We start from the raw sequence: 25,958 nt of genomic DNA on the forward strand, positions 1-25,958 counted from the left end.
AACAAGATAGGTGGTGAACATATGCCCAAAAAAGTTCTCATTTTTTGTGATCCTGGGATTGATGATACGATGGCTCTCCTCTTAGCATTCTTTATCGATGAAATAGAAATCGTCGGTATCGTTGCTGATTACGGCAATGTTCCAAAAAAAACGGCCGTAGAAAATGCTCATTTTTTTAATAACGAAACAAAGAATAGAAATATCAAGATATTCGGTGGTTCAGAACGTCCCCTTACTGGTGCCCCACCTGCGTTTTTTACGGATGTACATGGGAAACAGGGGCTCGGTCCAATTATTCCAAAGGTGAATGTGACTAACGGAGAAATGGAGAATTTTTTTGAAGTCATTCCTCTTATTGAACAGTATAAAGATGAATTAATCATTGTGAGTTTAGGAAGACTTACCTCCCTAGCAATTTTGTTTATCATGTGCAAACAGTTAATGAAACAAATTAAATCTTACTACGTAATGGGCGGTACCTTTTTACATCCTGGTAATGTTACCCCTATTTCCGAAGCAAACTTTTATGGCGATCCTACTGCCGCTAATATAGTCCTTCAATCCGCAGTTAACATGTACATATACCCATTAAACGTCACTCAATACTCCATCATTACACCAGAAATGGCAGAATACATTGAGGTAAAAGGAAAAGCTCCACTTGTCAAACCGTTATTTGATCATTATTACTACGGATATTATAAAGACGCCCTACCACATTTAAAGGGGAGCCCCTTCCATGACACAATGCCAATACTCGCTTTATTTGATAACTCTATGTTCACGTATCATAAATCACCTATTGTTGTCATGACAGAATCCTCTGCACAAGGAGCAAGCATAGGGGAATTTCGCTCTCTAGTGAACCAGAAGCCATTTATTGATTGGCCGGTTCATCAAATTGCAATTGATTTTGACTATAACCGCTTCTTCAAACATTTCATGTCACTTATGACGGGTGAACAATTTTAGCATAAAAAAACAGACCGTGATTTCTCACGGTCTGTCGTTTATTTTCTACAATTATCGTTTGATGTTATAGAAAGATTTGATACCATCGTAAACAGCGATTTCGCCTAGTTCGTCTTCGATGCGTAATAATTGGTTGTACTTAGCAATACGGTCAGTACGGCTCATAGAACCAGTTTTGATTTGGCCAGCGTTAGTTGCAACTGCGATGTCAGCGATTGTAGCATCTTCAGTTTCACCAGAACGGTGAGATACAACTGCTGTGTAACCAGCACGTTTAGCCATTTCGATAGCTTCGAAAGTCTCAGTTAAAGTACCGATTTGGTTAACTTTAATTAAGATTGAGTTAGAGATACCTTTTTCGATACCTTCAGCAAGTTTTTGAGTGTTAGTTACGAATAAGTCGTCACCAACTAATTGTACTTTATCACCGATACGCTCAGTTAATAATTTGTGACCATCCCAGTCGTTTTCGTCTAAACCATCTTCGATAGAGATGATTGGGAAGTCTTTGCAAAGCTCTTCATAGAAATCAACCATTTCTGCAGAAGTTAAGCCAGTACGGCCTTCGCCTGCAAGGTCATATTTACCAGTTTCTTTGTTGTAGAACTCAGAAGAAGCAACGTCCATTCCTAAGAATACGTTCTCGCCAGCTTTGTAACCAGCTTTTTCGATAGCTTCGATGATTACTTCTAAAGCTTCACGGTTAGAACCAAGGTTTGGAGCGAATCCACCTTCGTCACCTACTGCAGTGTTAAGACCTTTGTCATGTAATACAGCTTTAAGTGCATGGAATACTTCAGCACCCATACGGATTGATTCTTTGAATGTTGGAGCACCAACTGGTAAGATCATGAACTCTTGGAAGTCAACGTTGTTATCAGCGTGAGAACCACCGTTGATGATGTTCATCATTGGAGTTGGTAATTGTTTTGCATTGAATCCACCAAGGTAACGGTATAATGGAAGACCTACGAAGTCAGCTGCTGCGTGAGCTACTGCCATAGATACACCAAGGATAGCGTTAGCGCCTAGTTTACCTTTGTTTGGAGTGCCATCTAATTCGATCATAGCGCGGTCGATACCAGCTTGGTCAGTTACATCGAAACCAGCGATTTCTGGAGCGATAATTTCGTTAACGTTGTTTACTGCGTTAACAACACCTTTACCAAGGTAACGAGATTTGTCACCGTCACGTAATTCTACTGCTTCGTGCTCACCAGTAGATGCACCACTTGGTACGATAGCGCGTCCGAAAGCGCCGCTTTCTGTGTAAACTTCTACTTCTACAGTTGGGTTACCACGAGAGTCAAGGACTTCGCGAGCATAAACATCAATAATTGTTGACATAATAAATTCTCTCCTTTTTATATAAGCAAATTATTTAATAATTGTTTTACCTGTCATTTCTTTCGGTTGCTCAACACCAAGAAGTGTAAGCATTGTTGGAGCGATATCACCTAAGATACCATCTTCACGTAATTCTACGTCGTTCTTAGTAACGATGAAAGGAACCGGGTTAGTTGTATGAGCTGTCATTGGCTCTCCTTCAGAAGTTAATTCTTCATCCGCATTACCATGGTCAGCAGTAATAAGTGCTACACCATCTTTTGCAAGAATCGCTTCTACAACTTTTCCTAAACATTCGTCAGTTGCTTCTACTGCTTTAATTGTTGGTTCCATCATCCCAGAATGGCCAACCATATCACAGTTCGCAAAGTTAAGAATGATAACATCATGTTTATCATTTTCGATTTCATTTACTAAAGCGTCCGTTACTTCGTAAATGCTCATTTCAGGTTTCAAGTCATACGTTGCAACCTTCGGTGAGTTAATTAAGATACGCTCTTCTCCTGGGAATTCAGCCTCACGACCACCGCTAAAGAAGAATGTAACGTGCGGATACTTTTCAGTTTCCGCGATGCGAAGTTGCTTTAATCCCGCTTGCGCAACAACTTCACCTAAAGTGTTATCAAGGTTCATTGGCTTGAATGCCACGTAACCATCTACAGTTTCACTGAAGTGTGTCATACATACGAATTCTGGAATGTGAGGTACTTTTTCACCACGATCGAACTCACGGAAGTCTTCGTTTGTAAATACACGAGCAATTTGAATTGCACGGTCTGGACGGAAGTTATAGAAGATAACTGCATCATCATCATTGATTGTTGCAACTGGCGTGTTATCTTCGTTAACAATTACAGACGGCAATACGAATTCATCATAGATACCGTTCGCATAAGAGTCTTCTACACACTCTTCTGCTGATTTATAAGTAGGGCCTTCACCATTCACCATAGCACGGTAACATTTTTCTACGCGATCCCAACGCTTGTCACGGTCCATGGAGTAATAACGACCAGAGATAGTCGCGAATTGTCCTACTCCTGTTTCTTTAATTACTTCATTTGTTGCATCGATATAGCTTTGTGCTGTTTTTGGTCCAACATCGCGGCCATCTAAGAATGCATGAATGTATACTTTCTCAACGCCTTCTTTAGCTGCTAAGCGAAGAAGAGCAAACATGTGATTCATGTGACTGTGCACACCACCGTCAGAAAGTAAACCGAATAAATGAAGTGCAGTACCTTTTTCTTTTACGCTTTTAATTGCACTTTGGAACGTTTCGTTCTTATCGAACTCACCTTCACGAATTGCAACGTTAACGCGTGTTAAGCTTTGATATACAATGCGGCCAGCACCAATATTTAAGTGACCAACCTCAGAGTTACCCATTTGACCTTCTGGAAGACCTACTGCCTCGCCACAAGCTGTAAGCGTTGTGTGAGGGAATTTATTCCAGTAACCATCAAAATTAGGTTTCTTAGCTTGTGCTACAGCATTCCCGTAAGTTTCTTCACGAAGTCCGAAACCGTCAAGAATGATTAAAGCTGTTGGCTTTCTCATTTTACCGCCCCCAGAAGACCTAAGAACGAAGCAGGCTCTAAGCTAGCACCGCCAACTAAAGCGCCGTCGATGTCAGATTGTGCCATATACTCTTTAATGTTTTCTGGTTTTACGCTACCGCCGTATTGGATACGAACAGCTTCTGCAGCTTCTGGAGAAACAGCTTCTGCAACAACTTTACGGATGTGCGCACATACTTCGTTTGCATCTGCAGAAGAAGAAGATTTACCTGTACCGATAGCCCAGATTGGCTCATAAGCGATAACAGTTGCTTTAACTTGCTCTTCTGTTAAACCTGCAAGTGCTTTTGTCACTTGACCTGCTACTAGATCAAATGTTTTTCCGCTTTCGCGCTCTTCTAAAGTCTCACCACAACATACGATTGGTGTTAAACCATGTTCAAATGCTGCGATAGTCTTTTTGTTTACTGACTCATCTGTTTCAGCAAACATTTCACGACGCTCAGAGTGGCCAAGTACTACATAGCCAACTTTTAAGTCGCTAAGTGCTACTGGGCTAATTTCGCCAGTGAATGCACCATTTTTTTCGAAGTGCATGTTTTGTGCACCTACTTGTAAGTCAGTTCCTTCAGTTGCTGCTACAAGGCGCTCTAAGAATAGAGCTGGAGAGCAAACTACTGCATCAACAGCTGAAGCTGCTGGGATTTGACCTTTAACTTCCTCTACGAAGCTAACTGCTTCTGATAGAGTTTTATTCATTTTCCAGTTACCTGCGATAATTGGTTTACGCATGCTTTGCACCGTCCTTTTTCTTTGGCTGCTACTTATTTGTCGTTAAGACAAACTACACCTGGAAGCTCTTTACCTTCCATGAATTCTAATGACGCACCGCCGCCAGTAGAAATGTGGCTCATTTTATCAGCCATACCGAATTTTTCAACAGCTGCTGCAGAGTCACCACCGCCGATAACAGAGTATGTATCTTCTGCATCTGCTAATGCTTGTCCTACTGCTTTTGTACCTTCTGCGAATGGAGTCATTTCGAATACACCCATTGGTCCATTCCATACAACAAGCTTAGAATTTTTAATTACATCTGCATAAATTTCACGTGTTTTAGGACCGATGTCCACGCCTTCCCAGTTAGAAGGGATAGAGTCGATACCAACGATTTTAGTTGTTGCAGTTTCAGAGAATTCCTCAGTGATTACAACATCAACTGGCATGTAGAAGTTTACGCCTTTTTCTTTTGCAAGTTGCATAAATTCTTTAGCTAGTTCAATCTTGTCGTCTTCACATAGAGATAGACCAATTTCATGACCTAAAGCTTTAACGAATGTGTAAGCAAGTCCTCCACCGATGATTAAGTTATCTACTTTGTCTAATAGATGACGAATTACACCGATTTTGTCTTTTACTTTCGCACCACCGATGATAGCTGTAAATGGACGTTCTGGGTTAGAAAGTGCTTTACCAAGTACATCTAACTCTTTTTCCATTAATAGACCAGATACTGCTGGTAGGTAGTCTGCGATACCTGCTGTAGAAGCGTGAGCACGGTGAGCTGCACCGAATGCATCGTTTACGAAGATGTCAGCAAGTGCTGCAAATTCTTTCGCAAGTTCTGCATCGTTCTTTTCTTCGCCCGCATAGAAACGTACGTTTTCAAGAACTAATACGTCGCCTTCGTTCATTGCTGCAACCATTTCTTGTGCAACTGGTCCGAATGCTTCATCCGCTTTTTTAACGTCTTTACCAAGAAGCTCGCCTAAACGTGCTGCTACTGGAGTTAAACGCATTTCTTCTACTACTTGACCTTTTGGACGGCCTAAGTGACTTGCTAAAATAACTTTCGCACCTTGCTCTACTAAATATTGAATTGTAGGAAGAGCTGCACGGATACGAGTTTCATCTGTAATTTTGCCTTCTTTCATAGGTACGTTGAAATCAACGCGGCAAAATACACGCTTACCTTTTAAATCTACGTCACGAATTGATTTTTTGTTCATTGGATTTCCCTCCGACTACTAGTTAGGATTGACAAAACCCACTCAAAAGCTTAACACATTTGCTTTTAAAACGAAAGAAGAGAGAGAGGGAACAAACCCTCTCCCTCGTTTTGTCATTGATAACTTATATAATTAAGAATTAAAGACCTTTTGAAGTCATGTAAGCTGCTAGGTCTACTACGCGGTTAGAGTAACCAGTTTCGTTATCGTACCAAGAAAGTACTTTAACCATGTTACCTTCCATTACCATTGTAGATAATGCATCGATTGTAGAAGAAGCTGTACATCCGTTATAGTCGATAGATACTAATGGCTCTTCGCTGTATCCAAGGATACCTTTTAATTCGCCTTCAGCTGCTGCTTTGAATGCTGCATTTACTTCTTCAACTGTTACTTCTTTGTCAAGTTCAACAACTAGGTCAACTAGAGAAACGTTAGCAGTTGGAACACGTACAGCGCCACCGTTTAATTTACCTTTAAGTTCTGGTAATACTAATGCTACAGCTTTAGCTGCACCAGTAGATGTTGGGATCATGTTTTCAGCTGCTGCACGAGCACGACGTAAATCTTTGTGTGGTAAGTCTAAGATTTGTTGGTCGTTAGTGTAAGAGTGAATTGTTGTCATCATTCCGCGTTTTACGCCGAATTTTTCGTTTAATACTTTAGCGAATGGAGCTAGACAGTTTGTAGTACAAGAAGCGTTAGATACTACGTTGTGGTTAGCTGCATCGTATTGTTCGTGGTTAACACCCATAACTACAGTGATATCTTCGTCAGAAGCTGGAGCTGAGATGATAACTTTCTTAACTGATCCACCTAAGTGTTTCTCAGCGTCTGATTTTTTAGTGAAACGGCCAGTAGATTCTACTACTACTTCTACTCCGTAGTCGCTCCATGGTAATTGAGCTGGGTCACGCTCAGCGATAACTTTAATTTCTTTACCGTTAACAACGATGCTGTTTTCGTTAGCAGATACTTCTGCATTTAAAGTTCCGTGAACTGTGTCATATTTTAAAAGGTGAGCTAATGTTTTAGCATCTGTTAAATCGTTGATTGCTACTACTTCTACCTCAGAGTTGTTAAGAGCTGCGCGGAATACGTTACGTCCGATACGTCCAAATCCATTAATACCAATTTTAGTCATTTGAATTTCCTCCTTGGGGGATTATATTAAAGGGTAAAACCCTTTGTTAACTGTTTTGCTGCACCTTCATCTGTAATTAGAATTGAAGTGTGCCCTTGTTTAATTACAGCCTGTATTGCTTTTGCCTTTGAAGAACCTCCAGCGACTGCAACAACGTGAGATACATTTTGTAAGTCCTCTAGTTGCATACCAACTGTTCTTACTTTATGAACAACATTTCCTTCTTCATTAAAGTAGTAACCGAAAGCTTCGCCAACTGCTTCGCTTGCCTGAATCTTTAACCAATCTGCTTCTGAAGTACTTCTGCGACGTGCCATTGTTAACGCATCACCTATTCCATGAATGACGATATTGGAAGATCGAATCAACTCAAGAACTTCTTTCACGGAAGGCTCTGTCACAATAGACGCATATGCTTCGCTGCTAACATGGTCTGGAACATACAATAAGCGATAATTACTCATCGTATTTTGCGCCATCTTGGCACAAATGGTATTGGCTTCTAACTCGACGCCTTCTCCAATTCCACCACGTGCTGGGACAAATAGCATATGTAAATCTTTGCAATCAAGTTGCATCATGTCCGCAGCAGCAGCTAGCGTAGTTCCTCCAGCCACAGCAACGATATTATTCGCTGTCAGACGGTCTTTTATACAAGTCACACAAGCACGGCCCATCTCCAGTTTGACCCAAGGTGATTCATCACTATCGCCAGGGACAACGAAAACTTCATCCAAGTCTAATGTTTCCTTAAGTTGCTTTTCTAAAACCTTTAACCCGGAAATTTCTTTCATAAAGTCTTCCAAAGCAAGAACTAAAGCTGTTCCTTCTTCTGTCAAAGTCATTCCAGAAGAAGCGACGTGAACTAAGTTTTGTTCTTTCAAAACTTGTACTTCACTTCGCAATACTCGTTCTGTCATACCGAGACTTGCTGATAAGTTTCTTCTTCCAATCGGCTGCATGAGCCTAATGTATTGAAGAATTTGCATTCTCGTTTGCATAACAGGTAGCAGATCAGGTAATAATTTTTTTGTGTTCTGAATCCATGAGCGCATATCTTTTCTCCTCACTACATCGGTTCATTTTCCCTTGTGGTCACTTTACGTCCCGTAGTGACATTTTGTGTCCCACATAGGTTAAAAAAATAATCCCTGCTACGTGTATTATTGTAACAGGAGATAGAAACTTATTCAACTCTTAACTGCATTCTTTATATAGTTTATTATGACACCTTTGTGAATGTTACCATATTCTACTTGTTTTCCGTCCATTTCTACAACCGGAATCATTAAGTGATATTTTTCTAAAAGGTCATTATCTTCATATATATCTATTTCCTCGATTTGAAAAGAATATTCACATTGTACTTCCTGTAAAACTTGTTTTGCCTTCACGCAAAGGCCACAATCTTTTTTAGTATACAGTACAACTTTCATCTTCTTCACCTATCCGATCGTTTTTCGTAATGACGAAGCTGGGATATGCATTTGTTCTCTATACTTCGCCACTGTTCTTCGAGAAATAACAATTTCATGCTCTTCTTCTAATAATTTTGAAATCTTTTGATCTGAAAGTGGCTTTTTCTTATCCTCTGCCCCAATTAGCGTTTGAATAAATTGTTTTACACGTTTTGTAGAAACTGCTTCATCTTCAGTCGTCGAAACGGCATTGCTAAAGAACGATTTCATCTCAAATAAACCGTGTGGTGTTTGCACATATTTATTTCGCGTCGCACGACTAATTGTCGATTCATGCACACTTAACTCTTCTGCTACCTCTTTTAAAGCGAGCGGTCTTAAATACTCTGGACCTTTCCAGAAGAAATCACGTTGTTTTTCCATAATAATAGTCATTACTTGCAGCAATGTCTGTTTTCTCTGCTTCAAACTGCGCATAATCCACTGCACATGCTGATACTTTTCTGATACGTAAGATGCTACTTCACTTTCACTATTATTAAGAAGCGCACTATATTCAGAATGAATTTCAATTCTCGGCATATTTCTCTCATTCATTTGTAAAACGAGGCGATCATCTTCTTTTTTTACTGCCATATCAGGCACAATATAAAGTGGCTTATCTGAAGAAAATGCAAGACCGGGTTTTGGTTGTAATGACGTTATACAATTTACCGCACTCTGCAATTCTTCATTGCTACACTTCAACACTTGAACGAGCTTTCGCCAATCTTTCTTCACAAAATAAGCGAAATGATCTTCTACAACCTCTTCTGCTAATCCATTACGTCTTTGTAAGCGCTTCAATTGTAAGGTTAAACATTCCTGAATATTACGCGCCCCTACCCCTGCTGGCTCCAGTGATTGGACAAGCTCTACAGAGCGGTCAACTACATGAATATGCGCAGAAAGGAGCTCTGCTAACTCTTCATTCGTTTCTTGTAAATACCCGTTTCCATCCATGTTCATAATAATGAAAGAAGCCACTTTCCGCTCTTCTTCATCTATTTTATAATACTGTATTTGATTTAATAAATGTTGCTGAATCGTTGTAGAATCCACACTGTAGATTTCCATCTGATTCTCGACTTGTTTGCTGGTACTTTTACTTGTGTTAGAGCTCTTTTTCTTCTCCCTCTCAAAACCACCTAACTCAATAAGGGGATTCTCTAACGATTGCTCATACAAAAACTCCGATAATTCTTGTACATTATACTGGAGCATTGTAATCGCTTGCCTTAACTCTTGTGTCATTGCCAAACGTAAGCTTTGTTCTTGTAAAAGACTTGCCTTCAAACTAATCTCCCCCTTGTTTCTATTGTACAATAAGTTTGGTAAAAGGAGAATCCTCACGCAGACACCCATTCCAAAATATTATTAATTTATATGTATTAATGAGATTTACAACTTACAACCGAAATTTGAATAATATTGAAAGAAAATATTAAGGTCAAAAATTATTATCAAGTACTAATAGTAAATCTTATTACTAGATATAACAAGAGGGAAATAAAAAAAGTCCTAACCTACAAAACGTAAGTTAGGACTTTTTGACGCGCCCAGAGGGATTCGAACCCCCGGCAGACGTGGTACCGGAAACCACCGCTCTATCCGACTGAGCTATGGGCGCATGATTATAGAAAACACTTCATTTTCTTCTCATAATAATAGCAATAAAATCCATCTAAATCAATAAAAATATCCCCGTAATACCTTATGCATCTTAGCTAAAATCATATAAAATCTATTCCACCCCTAAATTTTCCAATCATAAATTCACCCCAACTCACAAATTATAACCTATGAATTGATATTCCAAAGGGGGCTTCATTCAATGACTGTAATTACAAAATTAAAGCAAACTGTTTCTGGATTAAAAAGTGCACAAGCTAGCTTAGAGGGATTCGCTCTTGATACGGATAACCAACAAGCTAAGCAACTTTTCCAAACAGCTGCGCAGCAAACACAAACGATTATCGATTCTTTAAACCCACGCGTTGAAGAAGTCCAACAAGAAGAACCACAATACTCACAGCAATAACGCATCCGTCTTGCTGTGAAATAGAAAAAGGATGATATGCAGTCATCCTTTTTCTATCACATTACATATTGCAATAGAAATGGAATGATAATTATGCGAAAACTCGGCCTCATAACCGCATTATTTGCACTTCTATTTAGCTCTTTTACCGGATGTAATAATAGTCCTTTAGATAAAAAAGTGAAAGAAGAAGCAAAACGAACGGAGAAAGAAAAAGGTCCAAAGTTAACAAAGACGAGTACGGAATCCTTTAATCAATCTATATCACAAGGAGCGAAGAAAAGAGCTCTCGCTATGGATGAAATTATAAAAAGCACAGCAGTGAATTCAAATTTAGATCTCTACATAGCAGTTACACCTGAGCATCACGAAAGGTTTGGATTAAAACCGCTGCGCAGCAAACTTCAAAAGCAATTAAGTGATGAATACCCCACTTTCGATGTTCGTGTAAGTACAGATAAAAAAATCTTTATGTTACTCGAAAAACTTGAAAACAAAATTAAGAAAAAAGAAGTATCTAAAGATGAAATTAATAAGCAATTAAAATTCATCGGCAAAAAAATGGAGTCTAACACTTAACGCTTTTTAAAAGAAAAGGAAGGATTGCAATGTCTAGTAAAGATAAAAACTTAACCCCTGTACAACAGGAGTATAAAAAATTCGAACAAGAACGCGAACCGAAACGACCTGTCTTAAAAAATTGTATAAAAGCCTTTTTCGTCGGTGGTTTTATTTGCTTCATAGGACAACTAATCTCTACTTTTTATATTACTTATTTCGATTTCACTGAACGTTCGGCAGGAAATCCAACCGTCGCAACTCTTATTTTTATTTCTATGTTACTAACTGGATTTGGTATATACGATCGTTTTGGGCAGTTTGCCGGTGCTGGTACAGCTGTACCTGTTACTGGATTTGGTAACTCTGTTATTGCCGCATGTATCGAACACCGAACGGAAGGATTTGTACTCGGCGTTGGTGGTAACATGTTCAAATTAGCTGGTTCTGTTATTTTATTTGGTGTATTTTCTGCTTTCGTCATCGCACTTATTAAAACGATTCTCGTTCAATGGGGAGGGCTATAAATGTTACAAGGGCACCGAACGTGGGTATTTGAAAACAAACCAGTTATTATTTCGACAGGAGTCGTTGGGGGGCCATTTGAAGCAAAAGGGAAAATCCCAGAAGACTTCGATACCCTCCATGAAGATTTATGGCTCGGACAAGATTCCTATGAAAAAGCACATAAAATTTTATTCGAAGAAGCTTGTAGTCGCGCAACTGAAAAAGCAAAACTTCGTAAAGATGATATTCAATTCGTACTTGCAGGAGATTTAATTAATCAAATTACCCCTACAAGCTTTGCTTGCCGTACACTGGGCACTCCTTATCTCGGGCTATTCGGGGCTTGTTCTACTTCTATGGAAGGTTTAGCACTTGGAGCAAGTATCGTAAATGCAAAAGGCGCAAAATATTTATTAACCGGGGCATCAAGCCATAACACCGCTGTAGAAAAACAGTTCCGCTATCCTACCGAATATGGTGGACAAAAGCCACCTACCGCACAGTGGACAGTAACCGGTGCTGGGGCCGCTATTTTAAGCGATACTGGGCACGGTCCAAGAGTAACCTCTGCAACAATCGGACGAGTGGTTGATATGGGATTAACAGATCCGTTTAATATGGGAGGTGCAATGGCTCCAGCTGCCGTCGATACAATTGAAGCTCATTTACGTGAACGTCAAATTGATGCCTCTTACTACGATTTAATTGTAACAGGCGATCTCGGACATGTAGGCCGTGAAATTGCTTATGACTTACTACATAAACACGGAACAAAAGTAACGAGCGAACAGTTTCAAGATTGCGGGCTACTCATTTATAGAGAAGGACAGCCTGTCATAGCTGGTGCTAGTGGACCAGGATGTTCCGCAACAGTCGTTTATGGTCATTTATTAAACCGAATGAAAAGAGGAGAGTTCAAAAAAATACTTGTCGTTGCGACAGGCGCTTTACTATCTCCACTTACATTCCAACAAGAAGAAACGATTCCGTGTATCGCTCACGCCGTTTCGATTGAATTTGGAGGTGCAACGCAATGATTTTTTTCTGGGCTTTCGTCATTGGCGGACTCATATGTGTAATCGGACAACTTATGTTTGATGTTGTAAAACTTACACCAGCTCATACAATGGCAACACTCGTTGTTGCCGGAGCTATATTAGATGGATTCAATTTGTATGAACCATTAATTGATTTCGCTGGAGCTGGTGCAACTGTGCCTATTACAAGCTTTGGTAATGCTCTCGTTCATGGCGCAATGGAAGAAGCTGCAAAACATGGCATCGTTGGTGTTATCACAGGCATGTTTAAAGTAACGAGCGCCGGCGTATCCGCAGCTATTATTTTCGGCTTCATTGGAGCATTGTTATTCAAACCGAAAGGATAAGGAGTGTTTGTATGACTGTTATCGCTAGCGTTAAAACTTGCCTTGCTAGTGTAAGAGGAGCTCAAGCAAGCTTAAGTTCCCTTTCGCTAAATTCTACAGACGATGAAGCTAAACGCATATTTCATGAATGTATGTTAGAAATGGACAGTATCATCGCTGATTTACAAAATAGAGTTTCAGTATTGGAACGTGAAGAACCTCAATATAAAGGGTTTTAAGTAGACTGGAGGAAATGACTATGTCTCACCTGCCGGAATGGACACTTGTCATTATTCGCTCTGTATTCATATTAATCATTTTATTCACTATCACAAAGTGCTTAGGAAAAAGGCAAATTTCTCAGCTTTCCTTTTTCGAATACATAGCAGGAATGACAATCGGTGATATCGCCGCTCAAATATCTACAGGGCTTGACCAAAAGTTTTTCCATGGCGTCTTCGCTATACTTATTTTCGCCTCAGTACCTTTTTTCGTTGGCATTCTTTCCTTAAAAAACAAAACTGCTAGAGACTTTTTTGAAGGAAAATCTACAGTGTTAATAAAAGATGGCAAAGTACTTGAGGATAATTTAAAGAAAGAAAAATATACTAGTGATGAGTTACTCGAACTTCTTAGAGGAAATGGTGCATTTAGTATAGCTGAAGTCGAATTTGCTGTCTTAGAACCGAGCGGAGAATTAAATGTATTATTAAAGAAAGATTCTCAGCCACTTACTGCAAAAGACATCGGTTTAAAAGTACCAAACGAGAAAGAACCACAAACTGTTATTATGGATGGAAATGTACTAGATGAACCTCTTTCAGCAAGCGGACATAACCGCGCTTGGCTACATTCAGAATTAGAAAAACTCGGTGTTGTTATTGAAAATGTCTTTCTCGGTCAAGTGGATTCATACGGACAACTTACTATCGACATTTACAATGACAAACTCCAAATGCCTTCTCCTCAAAACAAACCTTTATTATTAGCATCTTTAAAAAAATGTCATGCTGATCTTGAACTATTTTCCTTAGAAACAAAGTCGAAATCAGCAAGCGAAATGTATAGTAAAAACGCGAAACAAATCGAAAAGATTTTAAATAAAGTAACCTATCTTTTAAAAGACTAATTATCGAAAGAACGCTTCAGTTAAAAGGCGTTCTTTTCTTTTTTTCTCCAGTTTTCATAACGTTTAAATTTATGTAATTCGGTTATGATGTTGAAGATACATAAGCAGGGAATTTCGAAAACATAGCGAATATTTCATGGTACAACTACATATTTTTTTGATTTAAAGTGGTTTCGTTTGACCTTTATTGACCATAATTGTATTATAAGACTAAGAAAGCTTTAGAAGGAGGAAATAACAGATGAATTTAATTCCTACAGTAATTGAACAAACAAATCGTGGAGAACGCGCTTACGATATTTACTCTCGACTATTAAAAGACCGCATCATTATGCTTGGTAGTGCAATTGATGACAACGTAGCTAACTCAATCGTTTCCCAGCTTTTATTCTTGGAATCTCAAGATCCAGAAAAAGATATTCACATCTACATCAACAGCCCTGGTGGTTCTATCACAGCGGGTATGGCAATCTATGATACAATGCAGTTTATTAAACCACAAGTATCAACAATCTGTATCGGTATGGCAGCATCTATGGGTGCCTTCTTACTTGCAGCAGGTGAAAAAGGAAAACGTTATGCACTTCCAAACAGTGAAGTAATGATTCACCAACCACTTGGTGGAGCACAAGGTCAAGCGACTGAAATCGAAATCGCTGCAAAACGTATCCTATTCTTACGTGAAAAACTAAATCAAATTCTTGCTGACCGCACTGGTCAACCACTTGAAGTACTACAACGCGACACAGACCGCGACAACTTCATGACAGCAGAAAAAGCTTTAGAATACGGTTTAATCGATAAGATCTTTACAAATCGTTAATACTTAAAAGCGGAAGCGGCTCGTTCAGAATCGCAGGGTGTTGGAGCTTTTACATCCGAGGCGCTTTTTGCCTCGAATGTAAAAGCGAAACAACCGGAGATTCTAGCCGCTGGAGCTAGATAGATTTAAAGCGAAAGCGGCTCGTTTAGAATCGCAGGGCGATGGAGCCCCTTCATCCGAGGCGCTTTTTGCCTCGAATGAAGGGCGAAGCGACCGGAGATTCTAGCCGCTGGAGCTGGATATAACTAAAAGTGGAAGCGCCCTATAATTGGGCGCTTCTTTTATATATTGTTCCCCGCTCACATACCCCATCCAGTATCCCTCTAAATATATCAACGATTTTTCAATTATATCGAACAAAACTTAAATTATATCAACGATTTTTTTAATATATCAACGGTTCGACACAACATATCGATTTACCGACAATCTACGACAAGGACAAACCACCTACATACCCCCTATCCCGAAAACTCCCTTTAAGTAAACCGCAAAAACAAAAAGCTATCGCATATACGCGATAGCTTCTTATTGTACATATGCAGCTAATGCTTCTAAAGCCTCTTCTGCATCTGAACCTTCTGTTGTAATTGTTATCATGCTTCCAGTTCCAATTGCTAAGCTCATAATCCCCATTATGCTCTTTGCATTTACTGTCTTTCCATCTTTCTCGATGAAGATATCTGCATGAAAGCGATTTGCCTCTTGTACAAACAACGCAGCCGGACGTGCTTGTAAACCGTTTTTTAATGAAACCCGAACTCTTTTTTGAACCACAGCTCCATTTCCCCTTTAACCTCTTATTTTTTTGCTACCGTTTCCCCCGCGCGTAATTTCTCTGCAATTTCATCGATTTTACGCAAACGATGATTAATACCCGACTTACTAATCTTCCCCCCGGATACCATCTCACCTAACTCTTTCAATGTTACATCTTGATAATCTCTTCGTAATTGCGCAATCTCTTGTAGTTTATCCGGCAATATATCAAGACCAACTGTCTCATCAATGTAACGAATATTTTCAATCTGCCTTAGTGCTGCACCAATTGTTTTATTTAAATTAGCTGTTTCGCAGTTCACTAAACGATTTACAGAATTACGCATATCACGTACGATTCGAATATCTTCAAATCTTAAAAGCGCATTATGAGCACCTATAATATTTAAAAACTCTGTAATTTTTTCTGCTTCTTTCAAATACGTAATGTACCCTTTTCTTCTTTCCAACGTCTTACTATTTAAATCAAATCCGTTCATCAGTTCACATATAGCATCATTATGTTCCTTATATAACGAAAAGATTTCTAAATGATAAGATGATGTTTCTGGGTTATTTACTGAACCACCTGCTAAAAATGCACCTCGTAAATACGATCGTTTACAACATTTCTTCTCAATCAATTCTTGTGATATATTTCGAATAAATGAAAAGTCATCTCGAACGATATGAAGATCAGCTAATATTTCACGAGACTTCTCAACAAGCCGCACAATATATACATTATTTTTCTTCAATCGCATTTTTTTACGAACAAGTAATTCTACCGTCACGTCATATCCTTTTTTCAAAAGCGTATAAATCCTTCTTGCAATTGCCGCATTTTCCGTTTGAATATCGATAGATAGACGACGGTTTGAAAAAGAAAGCGACCCGTTCATTCGAAGCAACGCTGATAATTCTGCTTTCTCACAGCATTCCTTCATCTCAAGATTCGTCAACTCTTTCTTTGTTTCTGATGCAAATGACACAGTCAACACCTCCTTATACGATTATTGCGGAACAAAAATCTTGTCCTATATGAATGAGGAGCGCTACCTCAAACGAGGCAACGCATATTTATAACAATGAATATAAAATCGAAGCTAACTTTAACGTATCATGCCTTACAACATGATCATCATACTTCGCCAATCCCTCTTGAATAACATCAATATTATTTTCAACAAAACGTTCTTCATCCACTACAACTGGTGTAGACATTTCTTCATCATATAACTTACGTAATTCACAAGGAATCTCACGGTTATTTACAATTGCAGTATTAATAAATGGTTGCCCTAAATGATCGTGTAACGCCTGCACATGATCAAAAGCAGTATATCCCATCGTTTCACCCGCTTGTGTCATAACGTTACATACATATACCTTCTTCGCCTTTGCAGCAAGAACAGCGTCTCCAATTTTGTTAACAACTAAATTGGGTAATATACTCGTATACAAACTTCCTGGGCCGAAAACAAGTAAATCAGCTCGTTTAATCTCAGCCAACGTTTCATGCAATGGCTCTACATCTTCTGGAGTCAAAAAGACGCGATTAATCTTCTTTCCGTAATAAGGAATCTTTGATTCACCTGTTACAATTTCTCCATCTTCAAGTTCCGCATGAAGTACCGCACTTTGATTCGCTGCTGGTAATACACGTCCTCTGACATTTAATACTTTACTTGTTTCCGTAATCGCATGGAAAAAGTCTCCTGTAATCGAGGTCATACCTGCCAACAATAGATTTCCTAACGCATGACCTTTCAGTCCGTCTCCTGTTGTGAAACGGTGCTGAAATAAAGCTTCCACCAGTGGCTCTACATCCGATAACGCAACAAGTACGTTACGGATGTCACCTGGAGGTGGAATTTCTAGCTCATCACGTAATCTACCTGAACTGCCACCATCATCAGCAATTGTAACAACTGCTGTAATATCAACAGGATATTGCTTTAATCCTCTTAATAAAACAGAGAGTCCAGTTCCGCCTCCCATGATGACAATTTTAGGCTTTCTCTCTTTTTTCATCCCTTAATGGCCCTTTCTCTTCTCCACATCACGATGAGATACATGAACACTATACTCTGGTTTCAAATGTTTCCCAAGGTATTCTGTAAGCGTAACAGAACGATGCTGTCCACCTGTACATCCAATTGCAATTACAAGTTGACTTTTGCCTTCTCTTTTATAATGAGGCAGCATGAAAGTAATCAGATCCGTCAACTTCTCTAAAAACTTATGTGTCTCATTAAATTTCAGTACATAGGAAGAAACTTCTTCATCTAGTCCTGTTAATGGCTTCATATGTGGAATGTAATATGGATTTGGTAAAAAACGAACATCAAATACTAAATCTGCATCAATTGGAATACCGTACTTAAATCCAAATGACATAACATTTACACGGAATGCTTGCTCAGTTTCTGTTGAGAACAAGTGAACGATTTTTTCACGTAATTCTTTCGGTTTTAAATCCGATGTATCAAGCACAATATTCGCTCGTGCCTTCATATCTGTTAATAAATTGCGCTCAGCTTCGATTCCCTTTAACGGCAAACCAGTTGGTGCAAGTGGATGCGAACGTCTCGTTTCTTTATAACGAGTTACAAGCGTACTATCTTTCGCATCTAAAAATAAAATATGAGGAATAATCCATGTACGTTCTGATAAATCATCAAGTGCTCCCCATAAATGTTCGAAAAACTCGCGGCCACGTAAATCAATACCAAGTGCCACTTTATTCATTTTCCCTTTTGAATCCGCCATAAGCTCAATAAACTTTGGCAATAACATCGGTGGCAAATTATCTACACAAAAATATCCTAAATCTTCAAAACTTTGTAAAGCTACTGTTTTTCCAGCTCCAGACATTCCTGTAATAATTACCATTTTTATATCATTATTCTCTGTCATCGTATCCTCTCCTTGACGGTTTAACTCGGATCTAATCGATATGAAAGCAACTCAAAATCTGGGGTATATACAAATGTACCGTAGATTATGCCATTTCCTTTAATTAAATAATCAATAATGTGATAATCTCCTGGCGCCATTGCTAAATCATCAATTTTATCAAATGTATGCCAACCAATGATGCCTTCTTCGCTCTCTAGTTTGTTTTCTCCTGCAAAATCTGTCGCTAAAAAGGAGAACATCATCCATTCAGAAACAACTTTATCACCTTCTTGGATGACAAAGGTGAAGACCCCCTTTAACGCTGGGTTTTTCAAATAAATACCTGTTTCTTCACGATACTCGCGAACAACGGAATCTCTTACAGTCTCCCCACGCTCCATTTTCCCGCCTGGTGCAACCCACCAATTCCGGCGAGGTTTTTGGAGTAAGAGTACTTCATTATCTCTAATTAACACACAGTTTGTCACTCTTTGCATGTTTCTTCACCTCAGCTACTTGCAGTAAAATTCCTCACTGCATACTTATTTCATTATACTATCAAAAACAGTTTGCTACAACGAAGGAGCCAGTCCTCTTTCGCTAAGCATATGCTACTCAGCAATTTTAAAAAAGCTTTCTATAACAAGCAATGTAAATGCTTAGATTTTTAATGAATAGCATGAAAAATCCCCTTAACGATTTTTATCGTCAAGGGGATTAAAGCCCTTATTTCTTACCGAAATAAGTAACAATCGCAAAGCCTAAAATAAAGGTAATAATTGAACTTATAATTGAAAATCCGCCAGTCGGAATCCCAGGGAATACAATTACAATTGAACCGATTACAAGTCCAATAATTGCCGCAAATGTCATACTTTTATAACGATCTAATAAAAAACTAATGCCTTTACTACTTACAACAAATCCAACCATAACACCAGCACCGATAACCACGATTAAAGGTAAGTTAAGTGTAGTTAAAGCGTTAATTGCTGTCGGATACACACCAATAATTAATAAAATAAACGATCCACTAATTCCAGGAAGCAGCATGGCCATACTAGCCATCCATCCTGCGAAAAATAAACCAATTGCATTTAAAATTGTTAAAGTCGTAATTGGATCTGCTGCCTTATCTGGTTTAAAGAAAGCTGTAATCGCAACAAGAATTGCTGCAACTATTAATAAAACGATGTGCTTACCTTTAAACGACGACTTCGCATCAGCTTCCCTCATTAGCATCGGTAATATACTAATAATTAAACCGAGGAAGAAAAATTGAGTCGGTTCATAATGATTTGCAAGTAAATATTTAATAACGTGACTTAACGTTAAAAATGCCGCTGCCACGCCAGCTGCAAGGGGAATTAAAAATCCTAAATGTTTTTTCCATTCACGACTAAAGAATCCACTAATTGCCGCAAGCAATTGTTCATAAATCCCTAACACAACAGCGATTGTACCGCCGCTCACACCAGGAATTAAATCACTAACGCCCATACAAAATCCACGATATATATTACGCCATTCCATACTGAATAAATTCCTCATTTCTTATAGTGATTTTTTCCGTAAAGTCCAGTATATCAATAAGAAAGCTTATAATCCTTATATTTTTTGACAAAACTTTGACATTTTCACACAAAAAAAGAAGAAAGCTCCTGTCGGTAGCTTTCTTCTCACAAGGTATATTATCCCTTATTTTTCTGATACAGTTTTTAATTCCTCTAATAATTCTTCTACGTAATGTTGTGCACTTTGCGCTGCAATACTACCGTCACCTGTTGCAGTTACAATTTGACGAAGCATTTTCTCACGAACATCACCAGCTGCGAAAATACCAGGGATTTTCGTTTCCATACGCTCGTTCGTTTCAAGGTAACCATTTTCATTTGTAATACCTAGTTCAACAAATGGTTTTGATAAAGGTAACATACCGATGTATACGAATACGCCGTCAGTTTTGACTTCTTTCTCTTCTCCACTATTTACGTCCACAAGTGTTACACTTCCTACTTTACCACTTGCTTCGTTGATTTCTTTTATCGTGTGGTTCCAAATGAAATCTACTTTTTCGTTTTGGAAAGCACGGTCTTGTAAAATTTTCTGTGCACGAAGCGTGTCACGACGGTGAACGATCGTTACTTTTGATGCGAAGCGTGTTAAGAACACACCCTCTTCAACAGCAGAATCTCCGCCGCCAATTACGATAAGTTCTTTTCCTTTAAAGAATGCCCCGTCACATACTGCACAATATGATACACCGCGGCCGCCAAGTTCTGTTTCACCCGGTACACCAATTTTTTTATACTCTGCACCGCTTGCAACGATAATTGCACGTGCTTTATATTCTTTTTTACCAGCAATAATTGTTTTGTATTCCTTACCATCGATGACTTCTTTTACATCACCGTATGCATATTCGGCACCAAATTTCTTTGCATGCTCGAACATTTTATTTGATAAGTCTGGTCCTAAAATAGACTCATAACCTGGGTAGTTTTCTACATCTTCCGTGTTTGCCATTTGGCCACCTGGAATACCACGCTCAAGCATTAATGTGCTTAAATTTGCACGAGATGTATATACTGCAGCTGTCATACCAGCTGGTCCTGCACCAATAATAACGACATCATAAATTTTTTCTTCTGACACACTATTCACTCCTATCCATTCCTACACAATTAAGTTACCCTCATTATACTGTTAGCATCATTTTTTTCCCAATGATTTGCTTATCTTATGTGTGCGTACGCTTAACAGCTTGCACATACTTTCGGACAGTCGCTACAGATACATTATATACATCTCCAAGCTCCGACTGTGTCATTTTATTTCCTTGTTCGCCGCGTACAATGTATTCAACCGCAGCTGACCAGCCGTACACATTTGTAAATATGTCTCCAGATGTATATAAACGTATGAACGTACAAAACCAAAAGTGTAAACACTCTTCAATTAATTCATCATCTTTTTTCGTATAATTGTATAATGCATCCGCGATTCGTACGCACTGCTCAAATTGTTGTAAATCAGCTGGAATACTCTTATGACTATTAAGTAAAAAGAAGTACTTTGCAAGTTGCGACACGATGGGAACACCGTTCTTCGCTTGCGTTATATCAAAAAAGAATCCAACCTTCTCCGGCGTTGACAATTCATTCATTAAATATAAAGCTAGCATTTGTTCTTCTAGCGTCGCACTTTGCTGAAATGATTTTCGTAATTCTTCAAATAACACGTTTTGTCCTTCATCTGCTAAATTCAGCGCATTCCACGGTTCTTTTCCCTTTTTATCAGGATGCAATTCCACGACATGTTGCCACATTTTTTCAGCTAGTTGTTGATCTTTCACCATATACGCAGAATATGCAAACCAATAATAAAAACTAACGTCTCCCTCGTATCCTTGACGCTTTAATAGTTTGAACCATTTATATGCATGCTCGAAATAACCAATTGTTGCAAGTGTAGTTCCCAGTTTCAAACGATGTTCAAATGAAATTGGATATACTGAAACTAGCTGTCCCGCTAACGCTTCTACTTGTTTATGCTCTCCAATTGAATATAGAAAAATAAGCGTATTACAAAGCGCATGTATATTACCAGGATTTTTCTCTAAAATCATTTCTGTTAACTTCAGTGCTTTGTCTACATTACCAGATTGAAAATGTGCAATGGCTAAATTATTATGCCCTGACCAAAACTCCGGATAATCCTTAGTAACAATTTCTAATGTAGCAATTGCTTCTTCCAATTGTCCATTACGAATATAACGATTCGCTTCTTCCTGCATAACAATTAAATCATCTTCATCTTCAATCTCTTCCGCACCCATTGCTTCTTCTTCCATAATCTCAAGAAGTTCTAATGTATCTTCTACGAATTCCTTCTCTTTTGCAACTTCTAAATAACGATCTGCATATTTCTTCGCCTGTTGAAATAACCCCATATATGCATAATTATTTGCAATAAAATAATAGCACTGTTCAAGTTCTGGATTAGATCTAACTAACTTTAAGAAGATTTGATTCGATTCTTGATATTCACCAGCCTCAGATAATACTGTTGCTAATTGACATAGAATAAACGGCTCCTTCTCACTTTGTGCCGCTCTTCGAAAATATTTAATTGCATCTTGCAATTTTTGTCCTTTGTAAGCTCTCATCCCTTTTTTATAAAAGAAGTCCGCTAATTGATTAAAAGAGATAACTTGTCCGTTCTCCTTATATATCCTTTGATTTTTCCCCATATATCCTCCAGTTTTTTGTTTTCTTCGTTCACACATTCTTCTATCTATAAGTATAAACGATTCCGTAAAAAACAAAACAGTATATTATACTCAATTATTTCCTTTTTATTCATAAAAAAAGAGGAGAAATGTTACATTTTCACCATGAACCTTCTCTTGCGGTCATTTGCTCTTTCGTATAAATAATACGCATTGGATTTCCACCTACGAAAGCACCGCTCGGTACATCTCTATGAACAAGTGTGCCAGCTGAGACAGTCGCACCGTCTCCAATTTTCACACCTGGTAATATTGTTACATTCGCTCCAATCATTACTTCATTTCCAATGACGATTTCGCCAAGTCGATATTCACGAATTAAATATTCATGTGCTAAAAGCGTTGTGTTATAGCCAATAATCGAATTCTCTCCCACAGTTATCTTTTCTGGGAACATAATGTCCGGCATAACCATAAGTGCAAATGATGTTTTCTTTCCTACTTTCATCCGTAAAAAAGTACGGTACAACCAATTCTTCACAGATAAAAATGGCGTGTAACGCGCAATTTGGATAATAATAAAGTTTTTCATTACCTTCCAAAAAGACACTGTTTTATACACATTCCATAACGAATTTTCTCCTGAAACAGGATAGCGCGTTGTCCGTCGCACTTAGCTCGCTCCTCTACTAACTTACTTGGACCTTTATGAACGGTTCATATTAGACAGAATCGGTAGCAAATCACTCATTTTATCTAGCATAAAGTCCGGCTTGTAAGCCTCTAAATACGCTCTACCTTTCAACGTCCATGAAACCGCAGCTGTTTTCGTCCCCGCATTTTGACCACCGACAATATCATGATGATTATCCCCAACCATCAATGCCTCTTCTGGTTTTGCATCTAATAATTCAAGCGCTTTTTGAAGTGGCTCCGGATGTGGTTTCACATGCTCTACATCATCAATTGTCACGACAACATCAAAAAATTCATCAAGCTTTGACAACTGTAATCCCATCTCAACGGTTTGTCTCGCTTTCGTTGTAACAATACCAACTTTATAACCTTGCTTCTTCAACTCTTGAACTGTTTCATATACAGTTTCATATTCTTCTACTAATTCATCATGATGATCATGGTTAAATTGACGATAGCTTGTAATTAACTCTTCAACCTTACTTTCATCAATCTTACTGAAAGTATCATGCAAAGACGGACCGATAAATGGCAATACATCTTCACGCTTATATTGATTTGGATAATATGTATGTAAAGTATGTAAAAAAGAAGAAATAATAAGTTCATTTGTATTAATTAACGTTCCATCTAAATCAAATAACACTGTATTTATTTTCATTGCCTGAGTCCTTTCTCTTTCCTGAATATGAAAGAAGCAGCATCTTATAATAAGATGCTACTTTTCTCTAATTTTCTAAATATCTTTTATCAGCTTGCCCCATTTTTCGTCTCACAATAATGAAAATAATAGAAATAACAACAAGTCCAATTGACATTACTTGTGCAATACGAAGTGGTCCTAGCATTAAACTATCTGTACGTAAGCCTTCTACGAAGAAGCGTCCTACTGAATACCAAATTAAATATGTGAAGAATAATTCCCCGCGACGTAAATTCACTTTTCTTAATGCAAGTAGTAAAATTACACCTACAAAATTCCATAATGATTCATATAAAAACGTCGGATGATAGTACACACCCTCAATATACATTTGATTAATAATGAAATCTGGTAAATGAAGACCTTCTAAAAACTGTCTCGTTACTTCATCACCATGCGCCTCTTGGTTCATAAAGTTTCCCCATCGGCCAATTGCTTGTCCTAGTAAAATACTTGGAGCAGCAATATCAGCCAACTTCCAGAAGGAAACTCCACGTCGCTTCGCAAAAAGAATTCCGGTAATAACAGCCCCGATTAAACCACCATGAATCGCCAAACCACCTTGACGAATATTAATAATTTGACTCGGATTTTGTGCGTAGTATTCCCATTCAAAAATAACATAGTACATTCTCGCAAAAAGAATAGCGATCGGTACCGCAATTAATACAAGGTCAACAAATGTATCTTTTGGAATACCTAGCCTTTCTCCCTCGCGAGTTGCCAGCCAAAGACCTAATAGCACACCTGTACCAATAATAATCCCGTACCAATACACAGGAAACGGCCCAAGTTGGATAGCTACACGGTCAAGCTGTGGTACAGAAGCTAACAGCATATGTATATGACCTCCCTCTCCAGAGTTTACTCCTGATTTCCTAACTCAATCGCACTCATTAATCGTTCTGAGAACTGTTGTGCTGCATTGACTCCCATACGTTTTAAACGGAAGTTCATCGCTGCTACTTCAATAATAACAGCCAAGTTTCGACCAGGACGAACTGGAAGTGTAATCTTCGTAAGTTCTGTATCAATAATTTTCATCTTCTCTTCATCAAGACCTAAGCGATCATAATTTTTCTTTTGATCCCAAATTTCAAGATTAATAACAAGTGTAATACGCTTATAATTTCGTACTGCCCCTGCACCGAATAACGTCATAACGTTAATAATACCTAGACCACGAATTTCTAATAAATGCTCGATTAAATCTGGTGAGCTTCCTACTAATGTGTCTTCATCTTCTTGGCGAATTTCTACACTATCATCAGCAACAAGGCGGTGGCCACGCTTTACAAGCTCAAGAGCTGTCTCACTTTTACCAACACCACTTTGACCTGTAATTAAAACACCAACACCGTAAATATCTACTAATACACCATGAACAGCAGTTGTTGGTGCTAACTTACCTTCTAAATAATTGGTTAAACGACTTGATAATCTCGTCGTCGTTTGAGAAGAACGTAATAAAGGCATGCCTGATTCACGTGATGCTTGTAATAACTCATCTGGTACATCTTGATTACGAGTTATAATAATACATGGCGTCTCCTCAGTACAAAGCGCTTTCATTCTCTCTTGTTTTTGCTCTGTTGTTAACGTATCAAAGAACGTAAGCTCCGTTTTACCAAGAAGCTGCACACGATCTGCTGGATAGTATGTAAAAAATCCTGCCATTTCAATTCCAGGTCGTGATAAATCACTTGTATCAATCGGACGATGAATGCCTTCTTCACCACTGATTAACTCCAATTGAAATTGTTCAATTAAATCTTTTGTCCTTACTTTCGGCATATGT

At 38.5% G+C, this 25,958-nt stretch carries 29 protein-coding genes and 1 tRNA gene; 9 read left to right on the forward strand and 21 right to left on the reverse strand.

All coding sequences use genetic code 11. The features are described 5' to 3' along the window. Positions 1 to 21: 21 nt before the first annotated feature. Positions 22 to 972 carry a nucleoside hydrolase gene (locus tag AXW78_RS24605; protein WP_001125063.1) on the forward strand — a complete coding sequence of 317 codons (951 nt, stop codon included), beginning with the start codon at positions 22 to 24 and terminating at the stop codon, positions 970 to 972. 51 nt (positions 973 to 1,023) lie between these two features. Here AXW78_RS24605 and eno read toward each other — a convergent pair whose 3' ends face one another. The 9 genes from eno to AXW78_RS24650 all read right to left on the reverse strand — a co-directional run bounded on the left by eno (position 1,024) and on the right by AXW78_RS24650 (position 10,079). Next, the gene (gene eno / locus AXW78_RS24610) at positions 1,024 to 2,319 is read right to left on the reverse strand and encodes a phosphopyruvate hydratase (RefSeq protein WP_000103951.1); all 1,296 of its coding nucleotides are present in this window, start codon (positions 2,317 to 2,319) and stop codon (positions 1,024 to 1,026) included. 30 nt (positions 2,320 to 2,349) lie between these two features. Further along, positions 2,350 to 3,879, reverse strand: a complete 1,530-nt coding sequence (gene gpmI / locus AXW78_RS24615; RefSeq protein ID WP_001231152.1) for a 2,3-bisphosphoglycerate-independent phosphoglycerate mutase — start codon at positions 3,877 to 3,879, stop codon at positions 2,350 to 2,352. After that, the gene (gene tpiA / locus AXW78_RS24620) at positions 3,876 to 4,631 is read right to left on the reverse strand and encodes a triose-phosphate isomerase (protein ID WP_001231038.1); all 756 of its coding nucleotides are present in this window, start codon (positions 4,629 to 4,631) and stop codon (positions 3,876 to 3,878) included. Before tpiA ends, gpmI begins: the two co-directional genes overlap by 4 nt. A gap of 32 nt (positions 4,632 to 4,663) precedes the next feature. Beyond that, positions 4,664 to 5,848, reverse strand: a complete 1,185-nt coding sequence (locus tag AXW78_RS24625; RefSeq protein WP_001036350.1) for a phosphoglycerate kinase — start codon at positions 5,846 to 5,848, stop codon at positions 4,664 to 4,666. Positions 5,849 to 5,987: 139 nt separating this feature from the next. Further along, entirely contained in the window at positions 5,988 to 6,992 is a 1,005-nt protein-coding gene (gap, locus tag AXW78_RS24630; protein ID WP_000161236.1) for a type I glyceraldehyde-3-phosphate dehydrogenase, read from the reverse strand. 26 nt (positions 6,993 to 7,018) lie between these two features. Continuing rightward, on the reverse strand, positions 7,019 to 8,047 hold the full coding sequence (gene cggR, locus AXW78_RS24635) for a gapA transcriptional regulator CggR (protein ID WP_001258185.1): 1,029 nt from the start codon (positions 8,045 to 8,047) through the stop codon (positions 7,019 to 7,021). 135 nt (positions 8,048 to 8,182) lie between these two features. Then, positions 8,183 to 8,428: a glutaredoxin family protein gene (locus tag AXW78_RS24640; RefSeq protein WP_000869730.1), complete on the reverse strand. Its 246-nt coding sequence runs from the start codon at positions 8,426 to 8,428 to the stop codon at positions 8,183 to 8,185. 9 nt (positions 8,429 to 8,437) lie between these two features. Then, positions 8,438 to 9,745: an RNA polymerase factor sigma-54 gene (gene rpoN, locus AXW78_RS24645; protein WP_000647977.1), complete on the reverse strand. Its 1,308-nt coding sequence runs from the start codon at positions 9,743 to 9,745 to the stop codon at positions 8,438 to 8,440. A 258-nt stretch (positions 9,746 to 10,003) separates the two neighbouring features. Next, positions 10,004 to 10,079: transfer RNA gene (locus tag AXW78_RS24650), tRNA-Arg, on the reverse strand. Between the two features lie 204 nt (positions 10,080 to 10,283). Between AXW78_RS24650 and AXW78_RS24655 the strand changes: the two genes are divergently transcribed. From AXW78_RS24655 to clpP, 8 genes are all read left to right on the forward strand, one after another. Continuing rightward, complete coding sequence (locus AXW78_RS24655) at positions 10,284 to 10,490, forward strand: DUF1657 domain-containing protein (protein WP_000216166.1); 207 nt, start codon at positions 10,284 to 10,286, stop codon at positions 10,488 to 10,490. 93 nt (positions 10,491 to 10,583) lie between these two features. Then, positions 10,584 to 11,069 (forward strand): YhcN/YlaJ family sporulation lipoprotein, encoded by a 486-nt coding sequence (locus AXW78_RS24660; RefSeq protein WP_001228550.1) that lies wholly within the window; start codon positions 10,584 to 10,586, stop codon positions 11,067 to 11,069. A gap of 29 nt (positions 11,070 to 11,098) precedes the next feature. Then, on the forward strand, positions 11,099 to 11,575 hold the full coding sequence (spoVAC, locus tag AXW78_RS24665) for a stage V sporulation protein AC (RefSeq protein WP_000095399.1): 477 nt from the start codon (positions 11,099 to 11,101) through the stop codon (positions 11,573 to 11,575). After that, on the forward strand, positions 11,576 to 12,592 hold the full coding sequence (spoVAD, locus tag AXW78_RS24670) for a stage V sporulation protein AD (RefSeq protein WP_000938963.1): 1,017 nt from the start codon (positions 11,576 to 11,578) through the stop codon (positions 12,590 to 12,592). Continuing rightward, positions 12,589 to 12,939, forward strand: coding sequence for a stage V sporulation protein AE (gene spoVAE / locus AXW78_RS24675; protein ID WP_000575924.1), 351 nt, complete (start codon positions 12,589 to 12,591; stop codon positions 12,937 to 12,939). The genes spoVAD and spoVAE overlap by 4 nt, the downstream gene beginning before the upstream one ends. An 11-nt stretch (positions 12,940 to 12,950) precedes the next feature. Further along, complete coding sequence (locus tag AXW78_RS24680; protein WP_000215912.1) at positions 12,951 to 13,157, forward strand: DUF1657 domain-containing protein; 207 nt, start codon at positions 12,951 to 12,953, stop codon at positions 13,155 to 13,157. Positions 13,158 to 13,177: 20 nt separating this feature from the next. Further along, positions 13,178 to 14,047 carry a DUF421 domain-containing protein gene (locus AXW78_RS24685; protein WP_000018892.1) on the forward strand — a complete coding sequence of 290 codons (870 nt, stop codon included), beginning with the start codon at positions 13,178 to 13,180 and terminating at the stop codon, positions 14,045 to 14,047. Positions 14,048 to 14,288: 241 nt separating this feature from the next. Then, a complete protein-coding gene (clpP, locus tag AXW78_RS24690) occupies positions 14,289 to 14,870 on the forward strand; it encodes an ATP-dependent Clp endopeptidase proteolytic subunit ClpP (protein ID WP_001049162.1) in 582 nt (193 codons plus the stop codon). A gap of 528 nt (positions 14,871 to 15,398) precedes the next feature. On the opposite strand, the gene AXW78_RS24695 is transcribed toward clpP, so the two are convergent. From AXW78_RS24695 to hprK, 12 genes are all read right to left on the reverse strand, one after another. Beyond that, positions 15,399 to 15,647 carry an HPr family phosphocarrier protein gene (locus tag AXW78_RS24695; RefSeq protein ID WP_000250310.1) on the reverse strand — a complete coding sequence of 83 codons (249 nt, stop codon included), beginning with the start codon at positions 15,645 to 15,647 and terminating at the stop codon, positions 15,399 to 15,401. 23 nt (positions 15,648 to 15,670) lie between these two features. Next, on the reverse strand, positions 15,671 to 16,621 hold the full coding sequence (gene whiA / locus AXW78_RS24700; protein ID WP_000006560.1) for a DNA-binding protein WhiA: 951 nt from the start codon (positions 16,619 to 16,621) through the stop codon (positions 15,671 to 15,673). Positions 16,622 to 16,709: 88 nt separating this feature from the next. Next, the gene (locus AXW78_RS24705) at positions 16,710 to 17,663 is read right to left on the reverse strand and encodes a gluconeogenesis factor YvcK family protein (RefSeq protein ID WP_000712186.1); all 954 of its coding nucleotides are present in this window, start codon (positions 17,661 to 17,663) and stop codon (positions 16,710 to 16,712) included. 3 nt (positions 17,664 to 17,666) lie between these two features. After that, a complete protein-coding gene (gene rapZ / locus AXW78_RS24710; RefSeq protein ID WP_000138459.1) occupies positions 17,667 to 18,548 on the reverse strand; it encodes an RNase adapter RapZ in 882 nt (293 codons plus the stop codon). Between the two features lie 20 nt (positions 18,549 to 18,568). After that, on the reverse strand, positions 18,569 to 19,027 hold the full coding sequence (locus tag AXW78_RS24715) for an NUDIX hydrolase (protein ID WP_001190080.1): 459 nt from the start codon (positions 19,025 to 19,027) through the stop codon (positions 18,569 to 18,571). Positions 19,028 to 19,256: 229 nt separating this feature from the next. Next, entirely contained in the window at positions 19,257 to 20,063 is an 807-nt protein-coding gene (locus AXW78_RS24720; RefSeq protein WP_000455196.1) for a DUF368 domain-containing protein, read from the reverse strand. 165 nt (positions 20,064 to 20,228) lie between these two features. Next, positions 20,229 to 21,185 carry a thioredoxin-disulfide reductase gene (gene trxB / locus AXW78_RS24725; protein WP_001288078.1) on the reverse strand — a complete coding sequence of 319 codons (957 nt, stop codon included), beginning with the start codon at positions 21,183 to 21,185 and terminating at the stop codon, positions 20,229 to 20,231. 85 nt (positions 21,186 to 21,270) lie between these two features. After that, positions 21,271 to 22,782, reverse strand: a complete 1,512-nt coding sequence (locus tag AXW78_RS24730) for a tetratricopeptide repeat protein (RefSeq protein ID WP_046946630.1) — start codon at positions 22,780 to 22,782, stop codon at positions 21,271 to 21,273. Between the two features lie 139 nt (positions 22,783 to 22,921). Next, positions 22,922 to 23,434, reverse strand: coding sequence for an acyltransferase (locus AXW78_RS24735; protein WP_001255070.1), 513 nt, complete (start codon positions 23,432 to 23,434; stop codon positions 22,922 to 22,924). Between the two features lie 33 nt (positions 23,435 to 23,467). Next, on the reverse strand, positions 23,468 to 24,118 hold the full coding sequence (gene ppaX / locus AXW78_RS24740; RefSeq protein WP_000700960.1) for a pyrophosphatase PpaX: 651 nt from the start codon (positions 24,116 to 24,118) through the stop codon (positions 23,468 to 23,470). Positions 24,119 to 24,185: 67 nt separating this feature from the next. Beyond that, positions 24,186 to 24,998, reverse strand: a complete 813-nt coding sequence (lgt, locus tag AXW78_RS24745) for a prolipoprotein diacylglyceryl transferase (RefSeq protein WP_046946629.1) — start codon at positions 24,996 to 24,998, stop codon at positions 24,186 to 24,188. Positions 24,999 to 25,024: 26 nt separating this feature from the next. Continuing rightward, positions 25,025 to 25,954: an HPr(Ser) kinase/phosphatase gene (gene hprK / locus AXW78_RS24750; protein WP_001127251.1), complete on the reverse strand. Its 930-nt coding sequence runs from the start codon at positions 25,952 to 25,954 to the stop codon at positions 25,025 to 25,027. Between the last annotated feature and the right edge of the window lie 4 nt (positions 25,955 to 25,958).

Origin of the sequence: Bacillus thuringiensis (assembly GCF_001595725.1) — a bacterium.
Lineage (GTDB): Bacteria > Bacillota > Bacilli > Bacillales > Bacillaceae_G > Bacillus_A > Bacillus_A thuringiensis_K.

Coding starts and splice junctions, on each gene's coding strand:
- rapZ (WP_000138459.1), bottom strand. CDS start 18,548: ATGACAGAGAATAATGATATAAAAATGGTAATTATTACAGGAATGTCT.
- AXW78_RS24705 (WP_000712186.1), bottom strand. CDS start 17,663: ATGAAAAAAGAGAGAAAGCCTAAAATTGTCATCATGGGAGGCGGAACT.
- spoVAE (WP_000575924.1), top strand. CDS start 12,589: ATGATTTTTTTCTGGGCTTTCGTCATTGGCGGACTCATATGTGTAATC.
- AXW78_RS24715 (WP_001190080.1), bottom strand. CDS start 19,027: ATGCAAAGAGTGACAAACTGTGTGTTAATTAGAGATAATGAAGTACTC.
- gpmI (WP_001231152.1), bottom strand. CDS start 3,879: ATGAGAAAGCCAACAGCTTTAATCATTCTTGACGGTTTCGGACTTCGT.
- tpiA (WP_001231038.1), bottom strand. CDS start 4,631: ATGCGTAAACCAATTATCGCAGGTAACTGGAAAATGAATAAAACTCTA.
- AXW78_RS24640 (WP_000869730.1), bottom strand. CDS start 8,428: ATGAAAGTTGTACTGTATACTAAAAAAGATTGTGGCCTTTGCGTGAAG.
- lgt (WP_046946629.1), bottom strand. CDS start 24,998: ATGCTGTTAGCTTCTGTACCACAGCTTGACCGTGTAGCTATCCAACTT.
- gap (WP_000161236.1), bottom strand. CDS start 6,992: ATGACTAAAATTGGTATTAATGGATTTGGACGTATCGGACGTAACGTA.
- ppaX (WP_000700960.1), bottom strand. CDS start 24,118: ATGAAAATAAATACAGTGTTATTTGATTTAGATGGAACGTTAATTAAT.
- AXW78_RS24605 (WP_001125063.1), top strand. CDS start 22: ATGCCCAAAAAAGTTCTCATTTTTTGTGATCCTGGGATTGATGATACG.
- eno (WP_000103951.1), bottom strand. CDS start 2,319: ATGTCAACAATTATTGATGTTTATGCTCGCGAAGTCCTTGACTCTCGT.
- hprK (WP_001127251.1), bottom strand. CDS start 25,954: ATGCCGAAAGTAAGGACAAAAGATTTAATTGAACAATTTCAATTGGAG.
- AXW78_RS24655 (WP_000216166.1), top strand. CDS start 10,284: ATGACTGTAATTACAAAATTAAAGCAAACTGTTTCTGGATTAAAAAGT.
- clpP (WP_001049162.1), top strand. CDS start 14,289: ATGAATTTAATTCCTACAGTAATTGAACAAACAAATCGTGGAGAACGC.
- AXW78_RS24625 (WP_001036350.1), bottom strand. CDS start 5,848: ATGAACAAAAAATCAATTCGTGACGTAGATTTAAAAGGTAAGCGTGTA.
- spoVAD (WP_000938963.1), top strand. CDS start 11,576: ATGTTACAAGGGCACCGAACGTGGGTATTTGAAAACAAACCAGTTATT.
- AXW78_RS24685 (WP_000018892.1), top strand. CDS start 13,178: ATGTCTCACCTGCCGGAATGGACACTTGTCATTATTCGCTCTGTATTC.
- AXW78_RS24720 (WP_000455196.1), bottom strand. CDS start 20,063: ATGGAATGGCGTAATATATATCGTGGATTTTGTATGGGCGTTAGTGAT.
- cggR (WP_001258185.1), bottom strand. CDS start 8,047: ATGCGCTCATGGATTCAGAACACAAAAAAATTATTACCTGATCTGCTA.
- AXW78_RS24680 (WP_000215912.1), top strand. CDS start 12,951: ATGACTGTTATCGCTAGCGTTAAAACTTGCCTTGCTAGTGTAAGAGGA.
- spoVAC (WP_000095399.1), top strand. CDS start 11,099: ATGTCTAGTAAAGATAAAAACTTAACCCCTGTACAACAGGAGTATAAA.
- AXW78_RS24730 (WP_046946630.1), bottom strand. CDS start 22,782: ATGGGGAAAAATCAAAGGATATATAAGGAGAACGGACAAGTTATCTCT.
- AXW78_RS24660 (WP_001228550.1), top strand. CDS start 10,584: ATGCGAAAACTCGGCCTCATAACCGCATTATTTGCACTTCTATTTAGC.